Below are 19,297 nucleotides of genomic sequence, written 5' to 3'. Positions count from 1 at the left end.
GGACAGATTATGGTAGAGGCTCTCTTACTGGGTCTGGTGGCGTTTATCGCGCAATCGGAATATGCCTTAGGGACGTCGCTGATTTCCCGGCCTATCGTCACCGGGCTGCTGACCGGACTGGTGCTGGGGGATGTACAGACCGGCGTCATTATGGGCGCGACGCTGGAGCTGGCGTTTATCGGCTCTTTCTCCGTTGGTGCCTCGATCCCGCCCGACGTGGTGACGGGCGGTATTCTCGGCGTGGCGTTCGCCATCACCTCCGGCGCGGGCACGGAAACGGCGCTGTTGCTCGGCCTGCCTATCGCCACCCTGACCCTGATCCTGAAAAACGTTTATCTGGGGATGTTTATCCCGATGCTCAGCCAGAAGGCGGACGGGTATGCGGAACGGGCGGATACGCGGGGCATTGAGCGGATGCATCTGATTGCCGGCTTCGGGCTGTCGCTGATGTTGGCCACGGTGGTGACCGTTTCATTCCTGGTGGGCAGCAACGCGGTGAAATCCCTGCTCGATACCATCCCGGAATTTATCAAACACGGGCTCAGCGTCGCCACCGGCATGATCCCGGCGCTCGGCTTCGCGATGCTTGCCAGGTTGCTGATTAACAAGAAAGTTGCGCCGTACTTTTTCCTCGGCTTTGTGCTAATGGCTTATTTGAAAATCCCGGTGACCGGCATCGCCATTCTCGGCGCCATCGTGGCGGTGGTCATGGTTAACGTCACCGCGTTGAATTCACCTCGTACGACGACAGAACAAGGAGTCAGCGATGACGACGAAGACGATTTCTGAAGAGACCCTGCAACCGCAGGAGCAGGAAGAAACCCGGATTACGCCACGAGATTTACGCCGGGTGTTCTGGCGCTCCTTCCAGATGGAGTTCTCGTGGAACTATGAGCGGCAGATGAATCTCGCCTTTGTTTACGCGCTGATTCCGGTGCTGAAAAAGCTCTATCCGCGCAAAGAGGAGCTAGCCAGGGCGCTGAAACGTCATCTGGTGTTTTTCAATACCACGCCGCATATCGTTACCCTGCTGCTGGGGATCACCACGGCGATGGAGGAGAAAAACAGCCAGCAGAAAAACATGGATGCCACTGCGATTGATAACGTCAAAGCCTCGCTGATGGGGCCGCTGGCCGGGCTGGGGGACTCTTTCTTCTGGGGGACGCTGCGCCTGATCGCCACCGGGATCGGCACCAGCCTGGCGCTGAAGGGCAACATCCTCGGGCCGATCCTGTTTCTGCTGGTGTTTAACGTGCCGCACATTCTGGTGCGCTGGTGCTTTACCCGCTGGGGCTACGTGCTGGGAACCGGGGTCCTGCAGCGGATCCAGAAGAGCGGAATGATGGAGAGCCTGACCTACGGAGCGTCGATTATCGGCCTGATGGTGGTCGGGGCGATGACCGCCTCAATGATCGATATCACCATCCCTCTCTCCTTTGGTGCCGGAGAAGCCAAAACTCAGGTGCAGGACATTATCAATGACATTCTGCCCTGCATGCTGCCGCTGGTAAGTTTTGGCATCGTCTACTGGCTGCTGGGACGGAAAGTTAAACCGCTCTCAATTATTGGCGGCATGGCGCTGGTAGGCATTCTGGGTTCGTGGATCGGATTGTTTTAACGGGAGTGAGCTATGCGACCAACAATGATGACCTATATCCGTGAAGAGCCGGCCTGCCTGGCGCAGATCCTGCGTGGCTACCGGCAAAAGCTGGCGGCGATTGAGACCTTTTCCCGCCAGCACCCGGTACGCCGAATTTTGCTGCTGGCGACCGGATCGTCGCTGAATGCCGCGCTGTGCGCGCGCTATTTCTTTGAACAACGCTTCGGTGTGCTGGTTGACATTAAAGAGCCGTACAACTTTACCCATTACGAAGCGATCGACCCGCATACCGATCTGGTGGTGGCGATTTCACAGAGCGGGAAAAGCGCGTCAACGCTGGAGGCGATGCGTAAGGTACAGGCCTTAGGATTGCCGGTATTTGCCCTGACCTCCGACCCGCAAAGCCCGATAGCCCGCGCTTGCGATGGCGTTCTGGATATCAATACCGGGATCGAGAGCGTAGGGTTTGTGACCCGTGGTTTTAGCGCGACGGTGCTGAATCTGTTGCTGATAGCGCTGATCATTGCTCGTCAGCAGGGGAAAGTCAGCGAGGTGGAGGAGCAGCACTATCTCGCTGAATTCCAGCGGCTGCTTGCGGCGATCCCGGATGTTATCGCCCGCACCTCGCGCTTTATCGACCGGTATAGCGAAACGCTGCGGAGCGGGGAGCGCTTTGTCGCCACCGGCTACGGTGCGCTGGTTGGCGTGGCGAAGGAATTTGAAACCAAATTTACTGAAACGGTGCGCGTGCCTTCCAGCGGCTTTGAGCTGGAAGCCTATATGCACGGTCCCTATCTGGAAGCCAACGCCCGCCATGTGATGCTGTTTATTGAAGATGCGCCTGATGCGCGAACCCGGGCGCTGCGGGACTATATGGCGCCGTCCATTGCCCGGGCTTTTACGCTAACGCTGAGCGATGACGAGGATGCGCAGACGCTGGCGCTAAACTGTCCGTGCGAGCATCACCTGGCGCCGCTGTTGCTGATTGTTCCCGTCCAGATGCTGGCCTGGCATACCGCCGGACTGAAAGGCATCGATCTGGCTAAACGTATTTTTGACGATTTTGACCACGTATTAAAAAGTAAAATCTGAATATTCAGGAGAAAACTATGTTGGGTTTTAATCAGGACGAGTACCTGACCAGTGCTCGCGAGATCATCGCTGCGCGTAAACAGGCTGAAACCGTGGCCGATGATATTTATGACAGCGGCTGCAGCGCATTATTTTTTGCCTCGGTAGGCGGTTCTCTGGCACCGATGATGGCCATTAATGAGTTTGCCAAAGAATTAACCAGTGTGCCGGTATATCTTGAGCAGGCGGCCGAATTAATTCATCGCGGACATAAAAAATTAAATAAAGATGCAGTTGTCGTTACGTTATCTAAATCCGGTGATACCAAAGAGTCGGTGGCTATTGCCGAGTGGTGCAAGGCGCAGGGGATCCGCGTGGTGGCTATTACCCGTCATGCCGACTCGCCATTGGCCGCCGCCGCCAGCTGGCATATTCCGATGTGCCACAAGAACGGTGTGGAATATGAATATATGCTGCTGTACTGGTTATTCTTCCGCGTTATTTATCGTCACGGCGAGTTTGAAAATTATGCGCGATTTGCCAGCCAGCTCGAATTACTGCCGGAAAATCTCCTGCAGGCCAAGCGCCAGTTCGATCTCCAGGCGGATAGCATTGCCGCACAATACCATGACTGCGACTATATGATGTGGATTGGCGGCGCGGAAATGTGGGGCGAGGTCTACCTGTTCTCAATGTGTATTCTCGAAGAGATGCAGTGGAAGCGGACGAAATCCGTGAGCTCGGCTGAATTTTTCCACGGCACCCTGGAGCTGCTGGAAAAAGAGGTTCCGCTGTTTCTGGTGAAAGGTGAGGGGAAATGCCGGGCGCTGGACGAGCGCGTCGAACGCTTTGCCGAAAAGATAACTGACCATCTGGTGGTAATCGACCCGCGCGACTATCCGCTGAACGGCATTGATGACGCGTTCCGCTGGATTATGGCGCCGTGCGTGGTGTCCACCCTGCTGGTGGATCGGCTGGCGGCCCACTTTGAACACCATACCGGCCACGACCTCAATATCCGCCGTTACTACCGTCAGTTTGATTACTAAGCTGTGTTGATGGCGGCCAGCCGGGCTGGCCGCCATGCTATTCTCCGAGGCGCTTCCCAGAAAATTATCGTCAAACCCCACCGGGCAAAAACCGGTGGTAGAGTCCGGCTTTCCTTCTCTTTCAGGCAAGCGGATGGCCATGAAAAAACGGATGACCTCGACGCCGCACGATGCGGTCTTTAAACGATTTCTTCGCCACCCGGAGACGGCGAATGATTTCCTCGCCCTCTACCTTCCCGAAGCGATCCGCCAGCAGTGCGATTTCGCTACCCTGAGACTGCAATCGGCGAGCTTTATCGATGAGGATCTGCGCGCCTGGTATTCGGACGTCCTCTGGTCGGTGCAAACTACCTGCGGTGCGGGGTATGTTTATGTGGTGATAGAGCATCAGAGCTCACCGGATAACCATATGGCGTTTCGCCTGATGCGCTATGCGATTGCCGCAATGCAGCGCCATCTGGATGCCGGGCACAAAACGCTGCCGTTGGTGGTGCCGATGCTTTTTTATCACGGAGTGACCAGTCCATACCCCTTTTCCCTCAACTGGCTGGATGAATTTGCCGACCCGCAAATGGCGAAGACGCTGTATGGCTGTTCGTTTCCGTTGATCGACGTTACGGTGATGCCGGACGATGACATCGTGCAGCATCGGCGAGTCGCCTTGCTGGAGCTGATGCAAAAACATATTCGCCAGCGCGATCTCAGCGGCATAACGGAGTCGTTGGCGGCCGTTGTGATGCTGGGATACACTAACCGTCGGCAGTTGAGAATGCTGTTTCACTATATGCTGCAGTACGGTAATACGGCCGAGCCGGGCGTGTTTCTCCGCCGGCTGGCCCGCCGTCTGCCACAGTATGAGGAGACACTGATGTCTATCGCGCAAAAGCTTAAGCAGGAAGGTCGGCAAGAAGGTCGGCAAGAAGGTCGACTAGAAGGCCGGGAAGAAGGGCACCAGGAGGGCTTGCAGGAAGGAAGCCGGCGCGAGGCGCTGCGCATTGCCGGCAGTATGTTACAAAATGGCCTCGACAAAGAGATGGTACAGAAAATCACTGGATTGTCGGCTGATGAACTACAGCCGCTGTAGGGTTAACGCCCTGCCACGGCAACCGTTGCCCGGCGCGGAAACCCGCCGGGCAGGATGGTTTTAGCCTTCGCTTTTCACCACTTTGATCTCCACCATTCCGATCCCCAGCTGACGTGGGGAGTGACCAAGGATATTGCCCTCGTTGGTGGACTGCGGGTCCGGCGGAGTGATGGTCAGGGTGTTGCTGCGCGACGGGTTGTCGAAATGCAGCGTCGTAGTGGTCACATCATTGGCCAGCGTAAGCACTTGCTCACTTTCACCTACCCGCACCGGGATCGGCTTATTGGCGTTTGGGCCGTAAGCTTTGGCGGTGATCACCAGATCAAATTTTTCCGGTAGCGGCTCTTTATATTCAATCTTCACGTCGCTGCCCAGCTGGGCATTGGACCACCGACCCCAGGACTCGGGACGCGAAATGCCGCTGAACTGCTTGACCTCTTCCGGGGCGCCGGCGACGTTAAACACGAAGCTGTCGGCCTTGTAGCGAATATCGTTGTCGACGACTTTTAGCGTATCGACGTTCCCCTTATAGCGCTCCATATCGATAAGGGTATCCCTGAAAGCGGTTTTGCCTTGCCACTGCGGCTTATCGACGTGCTGAACCTTTTGCTCACCGCCCAGCTGCCCCTGCGAGACGCACCAGTCGGTAGAGAGCGCGAGTTCAGGCGCCCACAGCTGCCCCATTTTATAGCAGCGATCGACCCAGACGAAATTATCCCGCGGCGCGAAATCGGCCAGCTGGAAGCGCAGCGGCGCAGAGTATTCGCTCTCCGGCAGCGGTTCAACGCGCTGGTTTGATACCCTGAGTAGTAGCGGCAGACGGAAATGGCTGCCGGAGAAGGCGATCATGTTCTTCTGCGAATCGATGGTGAAGTTTTTCATCTCTTTCGGGAAGTTCCACAGGCGGATCACGTCCGGTTTCCAGGCCAGGACCTTCTCTTTCATATTCATGAAAATACCGGAGAGCGACTGGCCGGAGAGGCTGCTGCGCCCGAGGCCGATATAGTTATCGCCGCCGAGAATATCGAGCACCGTCGCGCCGTTATCCATGGTGTTGCGTTTCACCGCCAGGGTCTCCTGCTGCGGTTTATCGCCGCGCAGGACGAAGAACAGATTGCTGCGATCGTGCTTGTTGAGGTAATCCCAGGCGCTGTTTTTCATGGCCAGGTGATCGGAAGAGACCACGATGACCGTGTTTTTGAAATAGGGTGAGGCTTTAATCTTCTCTATCAGCGCGGCGATATGTTCCTGGCTGCAGCTAACGGCGCTGAAGGAGAGGTTTTTCTTACCGTCCACGTCATAGCGTTTACGCTCGCAGGTGCGCGAGATAAAGCCATCGGGGTGGTGGGTATCCACCGTCAGGGCGAACAGCGAGAAGCGTTTACCGGAGCGCGACAGCTCTTCGAATTTTTTCCACGTCTCATCGAGCACGGTGTCGTCATAGAAGCCCCAGTCGTTGCGATAGGCGGGATCCGCTACCGTAGTTTTGAGCTCTTCCGCCCCGTACAGGTGATCGAAGCCGTGGGATTTGAGAAACACGTCTTTGCCGGCAAAGCGCAGGTTGGCTCCCTGCACAAAATAGTTTTCATAGCCGGAGTTTTTCAGGATATCGCCAAGGCAGATATTCTGGGGAAAGAAGCTGGAGACCGAGGCCGAGGCGTTGCCTTCAAACGGCGCGAACAGCGGAATGCCGCACTGCGAGGCGACCATACCGGCGATGGTGTAATCCGTCCCCGGGAGCTGCATGGTATTGCTGAAATCGAGGCCCTGATCTTTTATTTTGCCGAGCTCAGGGGTGAGGTTAGGAAAGGCATCGTTATCAAAATAGGTACGCTCGAGGCTTTCGCCATAGATATAGACCAGGTTCAGCTGTGGATTGTCGATACGCTTCGACGGCTCTTTGTAGTATGCGGCAAAGTCCGGGTCACCTTCCCGTGACTGCGATTTCACCAGCTCGCTGATCTGATGGAAGGCCGGGCTGGCATCCACGGAGGCCAGCGCCAGCAGCAGCGCCGCCAGGCTGTAACCGACGTGATGAGGATGATGCCGACGGCGGCGCAGCACCCAGCCCAGCGCGCCAAAGACGGCAACCAGCGCGACGCCCACCCCGACGCCCGGCAGAATGTATTTGCCGATCCCGGCGCCAGTCAGGCTGTTGGTCAGGGTATAGAGCACCGCGTCGTTGATGCCGTCGCCGGTAAAGTAGTCGCTGGCGTAGAGGGTGATGTTCAGCACCACGAACAGACCTAACACCGTGAGCGTGGCGGCAAACCACCAGGTGTTACGACCCGCTTTCCAGGCATACAGCACCACCGAAGCTAAAAATAAGGCGATGGATAACAACTCTGACACAGCTCATCCTCATTAGCGCCAGTTGTCGGCTGGCAGAATAGATTACTTTTCACGCCACACTGTAATTGCAGCGCCATCTTGCTGCAATTCTAGCGTCATGAAACTGTGCAGTTATTCAGAATTGGTTTAGATGTTGCCTTTTTTGATCGGTGTCGCATCGGGTGTGGCGGGGAAGCGGAGAGGGAAAAAGGGTAAAAAAACCGTTTCAGGCCGCGCTGCCGTCGCGAAGGCAACAAACGCGGCATGAGCAGTACGTATCAGGAGAGGAAGTTAACGCCCTGTTTTAAGACCAGATCGCAGGCTTTGGTTTTCACCTGTTTCGCCAGCGAGCTGTTGCCAAGCGTATTCAGGTCCAGCTGCTGGCCGTTATTACTGTTGAGCAAGCCCTGCAGGCCATCGAGATAGTTGGTGTCTTGTTTCTGTTTTTCCGGCGTGCTGAGTCCCAGTTTATCCAGCACCTGGTTTTTGACGTTATCGGCGCTGGTCACGGAGGCCAGTTTCTGTTGCGCGCAATATGACAGGATCCCGGCCGCATTATTCATGCTGCTGGCGGTCAGAGACTGGCTGCTGCCGCTGAGCAGGCTGGTTAGCGAGGAGACGGACATGCCGCCGCTGCCAGCCTGGGTGCTGCTGCCGCTAAGCTGGCTGGCGGCGCTGTTAAGAGAATCCTGCCAGGAGGCAGCGTGAGCGCCGGCGAGGGTAAATGCACTGGCGGCAAAAGCGGCAAGTAAGCCATTTTTAAACGATTTCATAGACGGACTCATAAGCGTGACTGAATAATCGCTTTAGTATAACGCCGTCATCGTCCGGAAATCTCTTAATACTCCTTGCCAGTGACGCGGTGCCGGTAACTTTCCCAGTTGAAGATAACCCACAGACTGTTCCCCAGCCGCATACGGTCCATTACCCGCTCGCCGAGCAGCTTGTTCATCTCTTCCATATTACTGTTGGTGAGCATCCCGGTAGGCCGTTTGGATGAAGAACGACGGTCAACTATCTGATTGATAATGACCTTCTCATAGCGAGACTCCGTCTGCATACCAATTTCATCAATCACTAACAGGTCGACTTTGCTGAGGTCGCTCAGTAACTGCTCTTCGCTCGTTTCCCGGTTGCCAAAGGTATCTTTCATCGCCGACATAATATCGGCCACGGTGATGATTAAGACCGACTTCCCGCGCAGCAGCAGCTCGTTGCAGATGGCTGCCGCCAGGTGATTTTTGCCGGTCCCCGGTTTACCGGAGAAGATAAAGCTGGCGATATTGCCATCGAACTCTTCCACATACTGACGTGCGCGGGCGAGGGCGTTCATCTGTCCTTCGCACTCGACGCGGTAGTTATCAAAGGAACAGTTCTGATGCAGCGGGCGGATCCCTGAGCGGTTGAAGGTGCGCTGCATTTTCATCGCGCGATTCTCCCGCTCCAGCGCTTCGGAACGCAGCCGGCCTTGCTCTTTTTGCCAGGCCAGCAGTTCTTCGCCGGTTTTAAACGCCGGTTCGATATGGGCCGGCATCATTTTCTGCAGACGCTTCATCAGGTCGCCCACGTTTTTCATGCTCATCCTCGGAAACCTCGCGGAATATGACTGTCGGGTTCGCTCACGCTGTTCACATCGCGCTTCGGCTGTCCGCCGTTGCTGGCGCGGCTGATTTGCACGCTACGCGCCAGCTTCTGCTGCCACTGCACGTGGTGAAACACTTTACCTTCCGCCTGCCAGTAAGCGACGAAGGCAGCCAGCTCTTCCGGCGTGACTGGCTGGCTCAGGGCAATGCCCCACAGCGCGGCCAGGCGCTGAAAATCGGCGTCAGGCTGCCAGTCCGCGTACATGGCAAATTTGCCCATTGGCACCGCAACTGGCGCCGCGGATGGCTCCTCGAAAAACTGCGGGTCAAGCGCGATGTCGCAGCCGGGGCGCGCCAGCCTGGCTTCCAGCTCCAGCAACTGCGCCAGCCGCGCTGGCGTCAGCGCATAGAATGCCGGCGCGTTATTGGCAAAAACGGCAACGGTGCCGTCAGTTGATTTCGCCAGCAGCGCCGCGTGCTGCTGGAGGAACTCTTCCAGGCCGCTAAAATGGGAGGTTAAAATTCGCGAAGACATAACTCTATCTCAACTCTGAACTGCAAAGAGTGGGGTGATCTGCACATAGTAGCACAGAGCCCGTCGCGGAAGGAGCGTCGCGGCTGTACCGCGACGCCGGGATCAGACGCGAGGGCGCTTACGATACAGCCACAGACCGGGTATCGACAGGCCAATAGAAAGGGCGCCCACAATAGACGACGCCTTTAAAAAATTGCTCAGCAGCAAAATCATCATCTCTTCAGAATAGCCAAAATGGCTGATCTTTACCGCGGAGATCATCGCGGTATAGGCCGAGATGCCGGGAAACATCGGGATCACGGCGGCGACGGTAAAAATCTTCGGATGCGCCAGATACCAGCGTGACCACTGAATGCCGATGCTGCCCACCAGCAGCGCGGCGAGAAAGGTGGCCCATTCAATGTTAAAACCGGCGCTCATCATGACCATGCGCGAGCCGTGACCGATCGCCCCCAGCAGCGCGCACCAGCGCAAGGCGCGCTGGGGGACATTAAAGACCATGGCAAAACCAACGGCAGGGATTGCCGCCAGCAGCATGTCTTCCGCCAGTGCGAAAATAAACGAGATTATGCCCATCCGCGCAGCCCCCATACGGTCATCGCCATCACCACGCCAATGCAGGTGGCAAGGGTTAACAGGCTGGCGATCGCCCAGCGGGCGAGCCCCGTATTAATATGCCCTTTAAACATATCGGCGACGGCGTTGATCAAAGGAAAACCCGGAACCAGCAGCAGGACGCTGGCGGCCATGGCAATGGTCGGCGTACTGGCAAAGGCCGGGAGGCGTAGCAGCAGCCCGGAGATGGTTGTGGCGACAAAGGCGGTGATGCAGAAGTTGATCTGCGGATGCATGGACCGGTGGGTCAGCACCTGGCGAATGTACATGGCTACCGTACTGGCGCAGAAGCTGACCAGCGCGCCGTCCCAGCCGCCGTTATTCAGTTTGCAGAAACAGGCGCAGGAGAGCCCCACCATGATGACCAGCAGCCAGCGCGGATAACGCAAGGGAACGATCTGCGCAAAGCGCTTCTCGACATCGCGATAGTCGAGCAGCTTATGTTCGGCGAGGATCACAATGTGCTGCACTTCCGTTACCACATGCATATTGATGCCGCGGTCGACATTTTTACGCGTTGAGGTGAGACATTCGCCATCTTTAATGGTGGTCAGCACGATGGCATTAGACGAGATGGCGCTTTCGACGCTGTCCATTCCCAGCGCCCGTCCGAGGCGGGTGGATAGCTCTTCCACCAGCGCACTTTCGGCGCCGTGCTGTAACAAAAAAAGACCACACTGGATGCACAATCGTGTGATTGCCCGCTGCTGTGACCGATCAACCTGCATAATTCCTCTGCTGTCCGCGACGTCTGGTTATCTGTCGATACTTTAACCTGAAGCGCCGTAGCGGCTGAGGGGGGCGGGATCAAATAATATGCAAAAATGTCCCGGCTGGCGGGGCGGCAGAATTTGAAGCATCCCACACTTTTGCCAGTTTGGTGAAAAGTGCAATTTTTGCCGCCATTCATCCCTTCATTTTCCCGTCTGACTTATCAAAAATGCAGGAAAGTACTTTTATTAAACAAAAAATATACAAATAATTAACCCTGCAAGAGTGAGACAACCCTATGAAAACACAGGTCGCGATTATTGGCGCAGGTCCCTCCGGGCTGCTGCTGGGGCAGTTGTTGCACAACGCCGGGATCCATACCGTGATCCTCGAGCGTCAAACGCCACAGTATGTGCTGGGGCGCATCCGCGCGGGAATTCTGGAAAGCGGCACCGTCGATCTGCTACGCGAAGCGGGCGTGGCGCAGCGGATGGATGCCGAAGGCCTGGTGCATCATGGGGTGGAGTTTCTGTTTGATGGCCAGCGGGTACCCGTCGCACTGAGCGAGCTGACTGACGGCAAGAGTGTGATGGTTTATGGCCAGACGGAAGTGACCCGCGATCTGATGGCGGCCCGGGCCGCCAGCGGCGCGCCGATCGTCTATGGCGTGAGCGAGGTGGCTATTCATGACGCGAAAAGCGACCGACCGACGGTCACCTACCTCAGCGAAGGTGAAACCTGCCGCCTGGAGTGCGACTTTATCGCCGGTTGCGACGGTTTTCACGGGGTGTCACGGCAAAGCATTCCCGCTGACATTCTCAAAACCTACGAGAGCGTGTGGCCGTTTGGTTGGTTAGGCCTGCTGGCGGATACGCCGCCGGTCAATCCGGAGCTGATTTATGCACACCATCAGCGGGGGTTTGTATTGTGTAGTCAGCGCTCACTTACGCGCAGCCGCTATTATCTACAGGTTCCGCTGAGCGATAAGGTTGAAGCCTGGTCGGACGAACGTTTCTGGCAGGAGCTGAAAAGCCGCTTGCCGGAGGACCTAGCATCCAGGTTAGTGACTGGTCACTCACTTGAGAAGAGCATTGCCCCGCTGCGCAGTTTCGTGGTGGAGCCGATGCAGTATGGGCGGCTGTTTCTGGTGGGAGATGCGGCGCATATTGTTCCGCCAACCGGCGCCAAAGGGTTAAACCTGGCGGCATCGGATGTTAACTACCTGTGGAGGATCCTGCGTGAATACTATCATCGTGGCCGCAGCGATCTGCTGGCGACCTACTCGCAACTGGCGCTGGATCGGGTGTGGAAAGGGGAACGCTTTAGCTGGTTTATGACTCGCCTGCTGCATGATTTCCCGGACCAGAATGCGTTCGACGCCAAAATGCAGGCCGCCGACCGCCGCTACTACCTTGGCTCCCGCGCCGGGCTGACCACCATCGCGGAAAACTACGTGGGCTTGCCCATGGAACGCGTTACCTGACTAAAGAGGAGTGATTATGCCGCCCATGCAAGTCGTCCCCGTATTTAAGCTGTATGGCGAAGAGCGCGGCTGGCCAACGCCGGACCTGCTGCACTGCGAGTCGATTTTGCAGCGTAGCAGTCTGTATGAGTGGCATATTCGCGTTCATCAGCATGCGGAAATGGTCCAGCTCCTCTACCTGCATCAGGGCCGGGCGGAGATCGAAATTGAAGGCGCCACCGCGGTGATGACGGCGTCCTGCATCCAGGTGGTTCCCGCCCTTTGTATTCATGGGTTTCATTTTTCACCCGGGACACAAGGGTATGTGCTCTCCCTGGCGCTGCCGCTGCTGAGCCGGTTTGAAAACCAGTTCGGCCGGCCGCTGGATGTGCTTAGCGTACCGCAGTGCGTGCCGGTAGGCCGTTCCCGGGGGCATATGCATACGCTATTTTCGGCGCTTCGCGAGGAATATTGCGAAGAGCATGATGCCCGGGAGATGATGTTGTACTCGTTGCTGGGGACGCTGCTGGTCTGGCTGAACCGGCAGTGCCGCCCCGCACCGCCCGCGGAAGATAAAGCGGAGCGGAAGCGCAGTATGATGCGCCACTTTTCCCGGCTTATTGAGAGCCACTACCGGCAGCATCTCCCGCTGGCGGAGTATGCGAAGCTAATTGGGTTGTCGGTCACGCACTTAAATTATTTATGCCGCGAGTTCTATGGCTGTAGCGCGCTGGGAGTATTGCATCAACGCCTGATGCTGGAAGCGCGACGCAATCTGCAGTACACCCGCATGACGGTAACACAACTCTCTGATTACTTAGGGTTTAGTGATGCTGCCTATTTTTCTCGCTTTTTCCGCCGCTATAGCGGGATGTCGCCTAAAGCATTTAGAGAAACAATCAAAGATAATGCTTTATAACTCACGTGCCTGAAATTACTTTTGCTAAATAATAGTTTTATCTTTTCTAATTTATTAGCGCAGGAGCGTCTGTGCTAATATTAATCGCAAGTATACACAGCAATAATATTTACACGGTATGACCACGGTTCGGTCGTAACGTATACCGTGTACGCAGGCCATGAATATACTTTTTATATTCATTCAGAGAATGATAAGGCGATGATGTTAAGCGCCGATTGTTTGCCGGCAGGCGAAGGAACTTCGACAGGAAGCGGAGGTGTTATGTTACCAGGACAAGGTAAGTTTGGTGTTGTTATTAGTAAAATTCCCGTCATGCAGTCAGGGTTAAAGGTTATCTTCAATGAAAATCTCCCTGATTACGAACTCAGTTTTTGTCGTTCTCATGATGAGCTCACCCTTTTGCAACTGCGGCGGGCAGTGCTGGTCGTCGCGGATATCTCCGGCGAGATTGCGCATCCCCGTGCCGTCTGCGAACGGTATTACTCTCTGATGACGCAGTATCGTGATATTCACTGGGTTTTTATGGTCAGTGACAGCCTCTATCCATTGGCCGTTGAGCTTTTAATTCGCCCTGAAAGTTCGCTGATCTCGGAGAGTGAGCCGGTTAACCGGTTGATTGAGGTGATTTGCGCCGGCAGTCGTGCCGCTGAGCAAATTAGCCGGACGTTGTTCACCGGAGACGAGGATAGCGATTTCGCAAGCTACCACTCTGCGGCGATGCTGACCCTTTCGGAACGCAAGGTTTTGCGTCTTCTGGCAAAGGGATGGGGAATCAATCAGATCGCTGCGCTGTTGAAAAAGAGCAATAAAACCATCAGTGCGCAGAAAAATAGCGCAATGCGACGCTTATCACTGCGAAGCAATGCTGAAATGTATGCCTGGATCAACAGCGTGCAGGGAATGCAAGAGCTGAATATCAATTCAGCTTACGGGGAGCAAATGGAATGGAAAAAAATAGCACAACCCGCCATGTCGCCATCGTAGAAAAATGTGTGATGACGGAAATGGCCTGGCGCTATATCTTTAGTCGTGAAGATAATAGCCGATATCATATTCATCTCTTTAAAAATGTCAGTATGCTCAGGGCGGCGGAAACATCGTTTTCCTGGTCGGCCATTATCTTTTCTCTTTCGGGAAGCCGTTCTTCACGAGCTGAGAGTCTGCTTTTTGTTCATGAAATGGCGCGGTGTCGGCCGGAAGTCCAGGCAATTATTCTGGCTAATAATGAAAGTGAAATGCATCTGATCGGCCATCTTATGCCGGCCTGTCTGCACGGCATACTGAATAAATCCGCGCCGCGACGCGGGTTACAGGAGCGTTTGTTACAGTTGCTGGACAATCATCACCTCAGCGGCAGCGAACAATTTTGCGACAGAGAGGCGTGCAACGATCCGCTAAGTCCAACGGAGCACGCCATCCTTCGGTATATGTCGTGGGGATATTCGCTTTCTGATATTGCGATACAGCTGAACCGGAACATTAAAACTATCCGCGCGCATAAATTTAACGCCATGACCAAGCTCGGGGTTCGCTCAGATATCGGTTTATTAAACGCGGCGGATATCTTGCTGCATTTACCGATGAGCGGCGCGAACAACGCCGTTAAACAGGTGGCGTAACGCGGCTATAAACACACGTCTACCCATGTCGCATCGGTGAGCTGCGCCAATCGTTCTGGTTCAATACGAACGGCGCTGTGAATGGCTCCCGCTGCGGGTAGCACCTCCTGATAGTGCCTGAGCGAGACGTCGCAATAGACGGCCAGCGGATTTTCCAGACCAAAAGGGCACACGCCGCCTACCGGATGACCGGTCCAGGTCACCACCTCATCGCTGCTTAACATTCTGGCCTTCGCACCAAAGGTCTCTTTCAGCTTTTTGTTATCCAGCCGCGCATCGCCCCTGGCGACGATCAGTACAATCTTATCCTTGATCTTGAGCGACAGCGTTTTGGCGATTTGTCCAGGCTCAACGTTGTGTGCGGCAGCGGCGAGCGCGACGGTGGCGGTACTCTGATTTAACTCAATAATTTCGATATCGGGGGCGTGTTCGGCAAAAAACTGCCGTACAGACTGCAGACTCATTGGATTCTCCTGATTTAAGCCTGGTTAAATCTGTCACAAGCCTGGCGGAGTGTAAATAACAGCGCGGACAATCCAGATTCTTTCTATTTTGTCGATCTCCTTCACATTCACCGTAACCGGTTACTGTAACCGGTTGCGGTTGTGCGCGTAGAGATGAATACTGGAACAGTCACTTCTCACTTTATTTATAACATAAGAGCCGTGTATGAATCGTTGCGTCATGAGCAGTATAGCCGGTAATCCATCAGCGGCCTGCTGCATCAAAAAGCGGTCATCGTAACGGCAGGGTAATCGTTGTTGGGCCAGTATCAATAGCCTGTCAGGAGGGCTACTATGTCTGCTAACCATGCTGCGTTTAATTTGATATTTCGCTTTGTAGAAAATTACATAAGCCCCATAGCAGGGCGGATCTCATCGCAGCGTCACGTCATGGCTATCCGTGACGGTTTTATCTCAGCGATGCCATTTATGATCGTCGGATCGTTCCTGCTGGTGTTTGCTTATCCACCTTTCTCACCGGATACCACCTGGGGTTTTGCTCGCGCCTGGCTGGATCTGGCAAAAGAATTTGAGGGGCGTATTCTGACCCCCTTTGATATGACGATGGGGATCATGTCGATCTACATCTGCGCGGCGATCTCCTATAACCTCGGTAAGCACTACGAGAAATCCAATCAGCTCGATCCCTTTATGTGCGCAATGCTGTCGATCATGGCCTTTTTGCTGATTGCCGCGCCGAAGACCAATGGCACGCTGCCGGTGGATAGCCTCGGGGGGACCGGGATCTTTACCGCGATTCTGGTGGCGATCTATTGCGTGGAAATGATGCGTTTTTTGAAAGCGCACAACATTGGGATCCGCTTGCCGGACCAGGTTCCGCCGATGATCAAAAACTCCTTTGATCTGTTGATCCCGGTGCTGGTGGTCGTGCTGACGCTGTATCCGCTGAGTCTGTTTATCCAGCACCATTTTGACATGCTGATCCCGCAGGCCATTATGGCCATCTTCAAACCGCTCGTTTCGGCAGCCGACTCTCTGCCGGCAATTCTGCTGGCGGTGCTTATTGGCCACCTGTTGTGGTTCGCCGGGATCCACGGTGCCGCGATTGTGTCCGGGATGCTGCAGATGTTCTGGCTGACCAACCTCGGTATGAACCAGCAGGCGCTGGCCCAGGGGGCGCCTCTGCCGCATATCTTCATGGAGGCGTTCTGGACATTCTTCATAGTGGTTGGTGGTTCCGGGGCGACCATGGGGCTGGTGTTCTGTTATCTGCGTAGCCGCTCAGCGCATTTGCGCTCCATTGGCCGTCTGAGCGTGGTGCCAAGCCTGTTTAACATTAACGAGCCGGTTATCTTTGGGACGCCTATCGTCATGAATCCGGTGTTCTTTATTCCGTTCCTGCTGGCGCCAATGGTGAACGCGGTGCTGGCCTGGGCAGCAATGAAGCTGGATCTGATTGGCCGCGTTATCTCGGTGGTACCGTGGACGGCGCCAGCACCGATTGGCGGCGCCTGGGCGCTGGGCTGGGATTTTCGGGCGGCGGTTCTGGTGATCGTTCTGGCCTGCGTGTCGGCGATTATCTACTTCCCGTTCTTTAAGGTGTATGAGAAACAGCTGCTTGCTCAGGAAGCGGAAGAGGCCGAGCGAGCGGAGCAGGAGAGTCAACAGACCGCATAAATAGCAACGGGCGGCAAGGGCCGCCCGTTAATTTTGAGGTAGGGGGCGTTATTTCAGCGTGCAGTCGCCGCACTGTTGGACATCCGGCAGGCGATAGCGCTGGCAGCAGGTGCGTCGGACTAACAGCCCTTCACGCAGCACCACCGTTCGCCACAGCGGGTTATCCTGACCATCGGCGAGCTGTTTTTCAAAGAAGCAGTGCTGACGCAGAGCGGCGACCTGCTCATCGCCCAGCAGCGTGCGCATTTCACCTAAATACCAGTTGATCAGATAGCCGGTATTACTCCAGATAAGTTTGCCATTGATCTCGCCCGTCGCTTCCAGCGCCTCAACAACCGGCTGCAGGGTACGAATCACCAGGGCATCTATCCGCGCCTGCGGTGAAAGCGCTGCTATCCTGGCATCGTTATGCACATCAATCCAGAAGCAGGCAGCCCGACCGCTCTCGTGAAATTCGACATGGAAATGTTCTGGCGCCAGGCTGAGTCCCTGCGGTTCATTAAGCAGCGCCAGCATCAGCGGCGGCACCAGCAGGCCGATATACCACTGGGCCCAGAGCGAGAGCAGGGGCTTCTGTTCACGCGGCTGCGTGGGCTGATGACGATAGATATGATCGGACCAGGTGGCCAGCAGGGAGCGTAACGCGATGGGTTGCGACCACTCGGCGAGCGTTAACGCATGCGGCGGGGCAGGCTCATCCAGACGTAGGAAATCCAGCAGATGAGGGCGCAGGGCAGTGATTTTTGCCCGAAGACTCTCCGCCAGCGCGCGTTCAGCCGTCGGGAAGGGAGCCCGCCAGATGAGTTCGTCGCTAAGAGAAAGGGAGCGCCAGGCCATTTGATTTCCAGATACAAATCTAAATGATAATGATTCCTGATATTAGTTGTTTGCAGGCGGCATGGCAAGGAGTTTGTCGGCGCCGCGATACCGCGGCGCGCGAAGGAAAAGCTAACTGGCAAGAATAATATTGCGTCCTTTATTTTTGGCCTCATACAGTGCGCCATCGGCTCGTGCCAGCGCTTGCTCAATGTTGTCATCAATGAGCGGCGTCAGGCCAATGCTGATGGTCACGTTGGTGGCGACACTTTCATTAAACATATGCGGGATCTTCAGATCATAGACCCGCTGGCGAATGCGTTCGGCAGCCTGCCAGGCGGTTTCCTCGCTGCTGTTGGTCAGCAGGACCATAAATTCTTCCCCACCAAAACGAGCGACAATATCGCGTGAGCGCACGGCGTTGCGGATCGCGGCAGAGACGCGAATCAGCGCCTGGTCGCCCATCATATGGCCATAGTGGTCGTTATAGGCTTTAAAGTGATCGATATCGAGGAGCAGCACAAAGTGGTTGTCGCCGTCCAGTGCCAGCAGGGTGTCGAGGCGGTTCTGTAGCCCGCGGCGATTATACAAACCGGTCAGGGGATCCAGCATACTGAGATCGTTGAGCGTGTTGCGTTCCTGCATCAGTTTATCCATTAATCCTTGCGTGAAGGCATCGTTGCGCTTCTGGATAATATTTTGCAGGGTAATACCGGCAATAGGCAGCACAAAACAGTAGGTCATGCGCAACCATTGTTCCCCCTCTGACATTATCAGGCAGATAAGGAAAGTCGGTAAAGAGTGAAGGGTAAAGGCAGTGATATTATTGGAAAAAGCGATGGTGCCGATAAACAGAATGCTTAATAGGGCGATTACCAGATAGTTAAAATGCGGCGGTGTCAATAGCATCGCTTTTGCCACCACGTGCCATGCCCAGAGCATGCCAAATAACAACGAGATAGCCGGAATATTTATTTTCGCTTGCGGCCATTTCCAGTGCCAGAGCAGCAACAGCCCGCTGCAGGCCACGATCAGGGCGCAGGGCAGCGTAAAACGAACTACCGTAAATAGTGGGCTGACCAGCGACAGAGAGGAGGAAATGAAATTAAGCAGTAAAAAAAGCCGTAAGGAATATTGATATTTTTGTGCGTAGTGTGCTCGCCAGGTTTGTGCAGTCATATCGGAAGAATCATTATTAGTCGTTAAATTTCAAAATGATGAAAGCCAAAAATGAAGAGTCTGATAACAATGTGCAAAAAAAGGTTATTTGCAAAATAAGCAAAATATTTAATATATATCGATAATCCGCTTAATTTATCACCTTCATGAATGTATGTCATTACCGCGAACGTAAAGAAAAAGACGCAAAGCACATCGCAAATGACAAATGATAAATGTTATCATATGATATTGGTTATCATTATCGTTTTGAGAGGTGAAACCATGTTGCAGCGGGCATTAGGGAGTGGTTGGGGTGTGGTGGTTCCCGGCGTGCTGATTGCCGCTCTCGGGTATGCCGGAGTCTCGGCCGATGTGTGGCGGGCGCTGGTCACGGTGGGCATGCTGATGTCCGCAGCGATGATATGGCATCGTCAACTGCGCCACTTTATCCTGCTGCCATCTTGCGTTGCATTGATTGGTGGAATAATGCTGATGATTCTGGATTTTAAACTGGGGGGATAATGCCGGAAGAGAAAAGAATATTGGTGCGAGGGGGGGGACTTGAACCCCCACGTCCGTAAGGACACTAACACCTGA

Annotated in this window: 21 protein-coding genes; 11 read left to right on the top strand and 10 right to left on the bottom strand. The window is 54.9% G+C overall.

Features of this window, described 5'->3' with window-relative positions; genetic code table 11:
- The first annotated feature begins 9 nt into the window (after nt 1-9).
- The 5 genes from NKJ21_RS14600 (at nt 10) to NKJ21_RS14580 (ending at nt 4,804) form a co-directional block, all read left to right on the top strand.
- Nucleotides 10-789 carry a PTS mannose/fructose/sorbose/N-acetylgalactosamine transporter subunit IIC gene (locus NKJ21_RS14600; RefSeq protein ID WP_008807552.1) on the top strand — a complete coding sequence of 260 codons (780 nt, stop codon included), beginning with the start codon at nt 10-12 and terminating at the stop codon, nt 787-789.
- Nucleotides 767-1,618 carry a PTS system mannose/fructose/sorbose family transporter subunit IID gene (locus NKJ21_RS14595; protein WP_012542940.1) on the top strand — a complete coding sequence of 284 codons (852 nt, stop codon included), beginning with the start codon at nt 767-769 and terminating at the stop codon, nt 1,616-1,618. Before NKJ21_RS14600 ends, NKJ21_RS14595 begins: the two co-directional genes overlap by 23 nt.
- 12 nt (nt 1,619-1,630) lie before the next feature.
- Entirely contained in the window at nt 1,631-2,692 is a 1,062-nt protein-coding gene (locus NKJ21_RS14590; protein WP_110227814.1) for an SIS domain-containing protein, read from the top strand.
- Between the two features lie 17 nt (nt 2,693-2,709).
- The gene (locus NKJ21_RS14585; protein ID WP_008807549.1) at nt 2,710-3,720 is read left to right on the top strand and encodes an SIS domain-containing protein; all 1,011 of its coding nucleotides are present in this window, start codon (nt 2,710-2,712) and stop codon (nt 3,718-3,720) included.
- Nucleotides 3,721-3,853: 133 nt separating this feature from the next.
- Nucleotides 3,854-4,804 carry an Rpn family recombination-promoting nuclease/putative transposase gene (locus tag NKJ21_RS14580; protein ID WP_164875686.1) on the top strand — a complete coding sequence of 317 codons (951 nt, stop codon included), beginning with the start codon at nt 3,854-3,856 and terminating at the stop codon, nt 4,802-4,804.
- Nucleotides 4,805-4,864: 60 nt separating this feature from the next.
- Here the strand turns inward: NKJ21_RS14580 and opgB are convergent, their stop codons facing one another.
- The 6 genes from opgB to NKJ21_RS14550 form a co-directional block, all read right to left on the bottom strand.
- Nucleotides 4,865-7,156 carry a phosphatidylglycerol--membrane-oligosaccharide glycerophosphotransferase gene (opgB, locus tag NKJ21_RS14575; protein ID WP_012542938.1) on the bottom strand — a complete coding sequence of 764 codons (2,292 nt, stop codon included), beginning with the start codon at nt 7,154-7,156 and terminating at the stop codon, nt 4,865-4,867.
- A 257-nt stretch (nt 7,157-7,413) separates the two neighbouring features.
- A complete protein-coding gene (locus NKJ21_RS14570; protein WP_008807546.1) occupies nt 7,414-7,908 on the bottom strand; it encodes a DUF2501 domain-containing protein in 495 nt (164 codons plus the stop codon).
- A gap of 65 nt (nt 7,909-7,973) precedes the next feature.
- The gene (gene dnaC, locus NKJ21_RS14565; protein ID WP_008807545.1) at nt 7,974-8,711 is read right to left on the bottom strand and encodes a DNA replication protein DnaC; all 738 of its coding nucleotides are present in this window, start codon (nt 8,709-8,711) and stop codon (nt 7,974-7,976) included.
- A 2-nt stretch (nt 8,712-8,713) separates the two neighbouring features.
- The gene (gene dnaT, locus NKJ21_RS14560) at nt 8,714-9,253 is read right to left on the bottom strand and encodes a primosomal protein DnaT (protein ID WP_049138961.1); all 540 of its coding nucleotides are present in this window, start codon (nt 9,251-9,253) and stop codon (nt 8,714-8,716) included.
- Between the two features lie 102 nt (nt 9,254-9,355).
- Nucleotides 9,356-9,829: a threonine/serine exporter gene (locus NKJ21_RS14555; protein WP_012542936.1), complete on the bottom strand. Its 474-nt coding sequence runs from the start codon at nt 9,827-9,829 to the stop codon at nt 9,356-9,358.
- Nucleotides 9,820-10,596 (bottom strand): threonine/serine exporter ThrE family protein, encoded by a 777-nt coding sequence (locus tag NKJ21_RS14550; protein WP_008807542.1) that lies wholly within the window; start codon nt 10,594-10,596, stop codon nt 9,820-9,822. The genes NKJ21_RS14555 and NKJ21_RS14550 overlap by 10 nt, the downstream gene beginning before the upstream one ends.
- Before the next feature lie 281 nt (nt 10,597-10,877).
- On the opposite strand from NKJ21_RS14550, the gene pobA reads away from it, so the two are divergent.
- The 4 genes from pobA (at nt 10,878) to bglJ (ending at nt 14,582) form a co-directional block, all read left to right on the top strand.
- The gene (gene pobA, locus NKJ21_RS14545) at nt 10,878-12,062 is read left to right on the top strand and encodes a 4-hydroxybenzoate 3-monooxygenase (protein ID WP_022065581.1); all 1,185 of its coding nucleotides are present in this window, start codon (nt 10,878-10,880) and stop codon (nt 12,060-12,062) included.
- Nucleotides 12,063-12,078: 16 nt separating this feature from the next.
- Complete coding sequence (locus NKJ21_RS14540) at nt 12,079-12,960, top strand: helix-turn-helix domain-containing protein (RefSeq protein ID WP_023297031.1); 882 nt, start codon at nt 12,079-12,081, stop codon at nt 12,958-12,960.
- 264 nt (nt 12,961-13,224) lie between these two features.
- The gene (locus NKJ21_RS14535) at nt 13,225-13,947 is read left to right on the top strand and encodes a LuxR C-terminal-related transcriptional regulator (protein WP_008807539.1); all 723 of its coding nucleotides are present in this window, start codon (nt 13,225-13,227) and stop codon (nt 13,945-13,947) included.
- The gene (bglJ, locus tag NKJ21_RS14530) at nt 13,908-14,582 is read left to right on the top strand and encodes a DNA-binding transcriptional activator BglJ (protein ID WP_022065583.1); all 675 of its coding nucleotides are present in this window, start codon (nt 13,908-13,910) and stop codon (nt 14,580-14,582) included. Before NKJ21_RS14535 ends, bglJ begins: the two co-directional genes overlap by 40 nt.
- A gap of 5 nt (nt 14,583-14,587) precedes the next feature.
- Here the strand turns inward: bglJ and NKJ21_RS14525 are convergent, their stop codons facing one another.
- The gene (locus NKJ21_RS14525) at nt 14,588-15,046 is read right to left on the bottom strand and encodes a YbaK/EbsC family protein (RefSeq protein WP_008807537.1); all 459 of its coding nucleotides are present in this window, start codon (nt 15,044-15,046) and stop codon (nt 14,588-14,590) included.
- A gap of 333 nt (nt 15,047-15,379) precedes the next feature.
- Between NKJ21_RS14525 and NKJ21_RS14520 the strand changes: the two genes are divergently transcribed.
- Nucleotides 15,380-16,723: a PTS cellobiose transporter subunit IIC gene (locus NKJ21_RS14520; RefSeq protein WP_008807536.1), complete on the top strand. Its 1,344-nt coding sequence runs from the start codon at nt 15,380-15,382 to the stop codon at nt 16,721-16,723.
- A 48-nt stretch (nt 16,724-16,771) separates the two neighbouring features.
- Here NKJ21_RS14520 and fhuF read toward each other — a convergent pair whose 3' ends face one another.
- From fhuF to NKJ21_RS14505, 3 genes are all read right to left on the bottom strand, one after another.
- Nucleotides 16,772-17,560: a siderophore-iron reductase FhuF gene (gene fhuF / locus NKJ21_RS14515; protein WP_016160257.1), complete on the bottom strand. Its 789-nt coding sequence runs from the start codon at nt 17,558-17,560 to the stop codon at nt 16,772-16,774.
- Between the two features lie 111 nt (nt 17,561-17,671).
- Entirely contained in the window at nt 17,672-18,718 is a 1,047-nt protein-coding gene (locus tag NKJ21_RS14510; protein WP_008807534.1) for a GGDEF domain-containing protein, read from the bottom strand.
- Between the two features lie 23 nt (nt 18,719-18,741).
- Nucleotides 18,742-18,912 carry a hypothetical protein gene (locus NKJ21_RS14505; protein ID WP_012542929.1) on the bottom strand — a complete coding sequence of 57 codons (171 nt, stop codon included), beginning with the start codon at nt 18,910-18,912 and terminating at the stop codon, nt 18,742-18,744.
- Nucleotides 18,913-18,982: 70 nt separating this feature from the next.
- Here NKJ21_RS14505 and NKJ21_RS14500 point away from each other — a divergent pair, with 70 nt between their 5' ends.
- On the top strand, nt 18,983-19,222 hold the full coding sequence (locus NKJ21_RS14500) for a DUF1435 domain-containing protein (RefSeq protein WP_012542928.1): 240 nt from the start codon (nt 18,983-18,985) through the stop codon (nt 19,220-19,222).
- Nucleotides 19,223-19,297: the final 75 nt, after the last annotated feature.

It is taken from the genome of Klebsiella sp. SWET4 (genome assembly GCF_024296565.1).
Taxonomy (GTDB): Bacteria; Pseudomonadota; Gammaproteobacteria; order Enterobacterales; family Enterobacteriaceae; genus Klebsiella; species Klebsiella variicola.
Note: the sequence above shows the minus strand (reverse complement) of the source record. Positions and strands in the feature narration are given on the sequence as shown.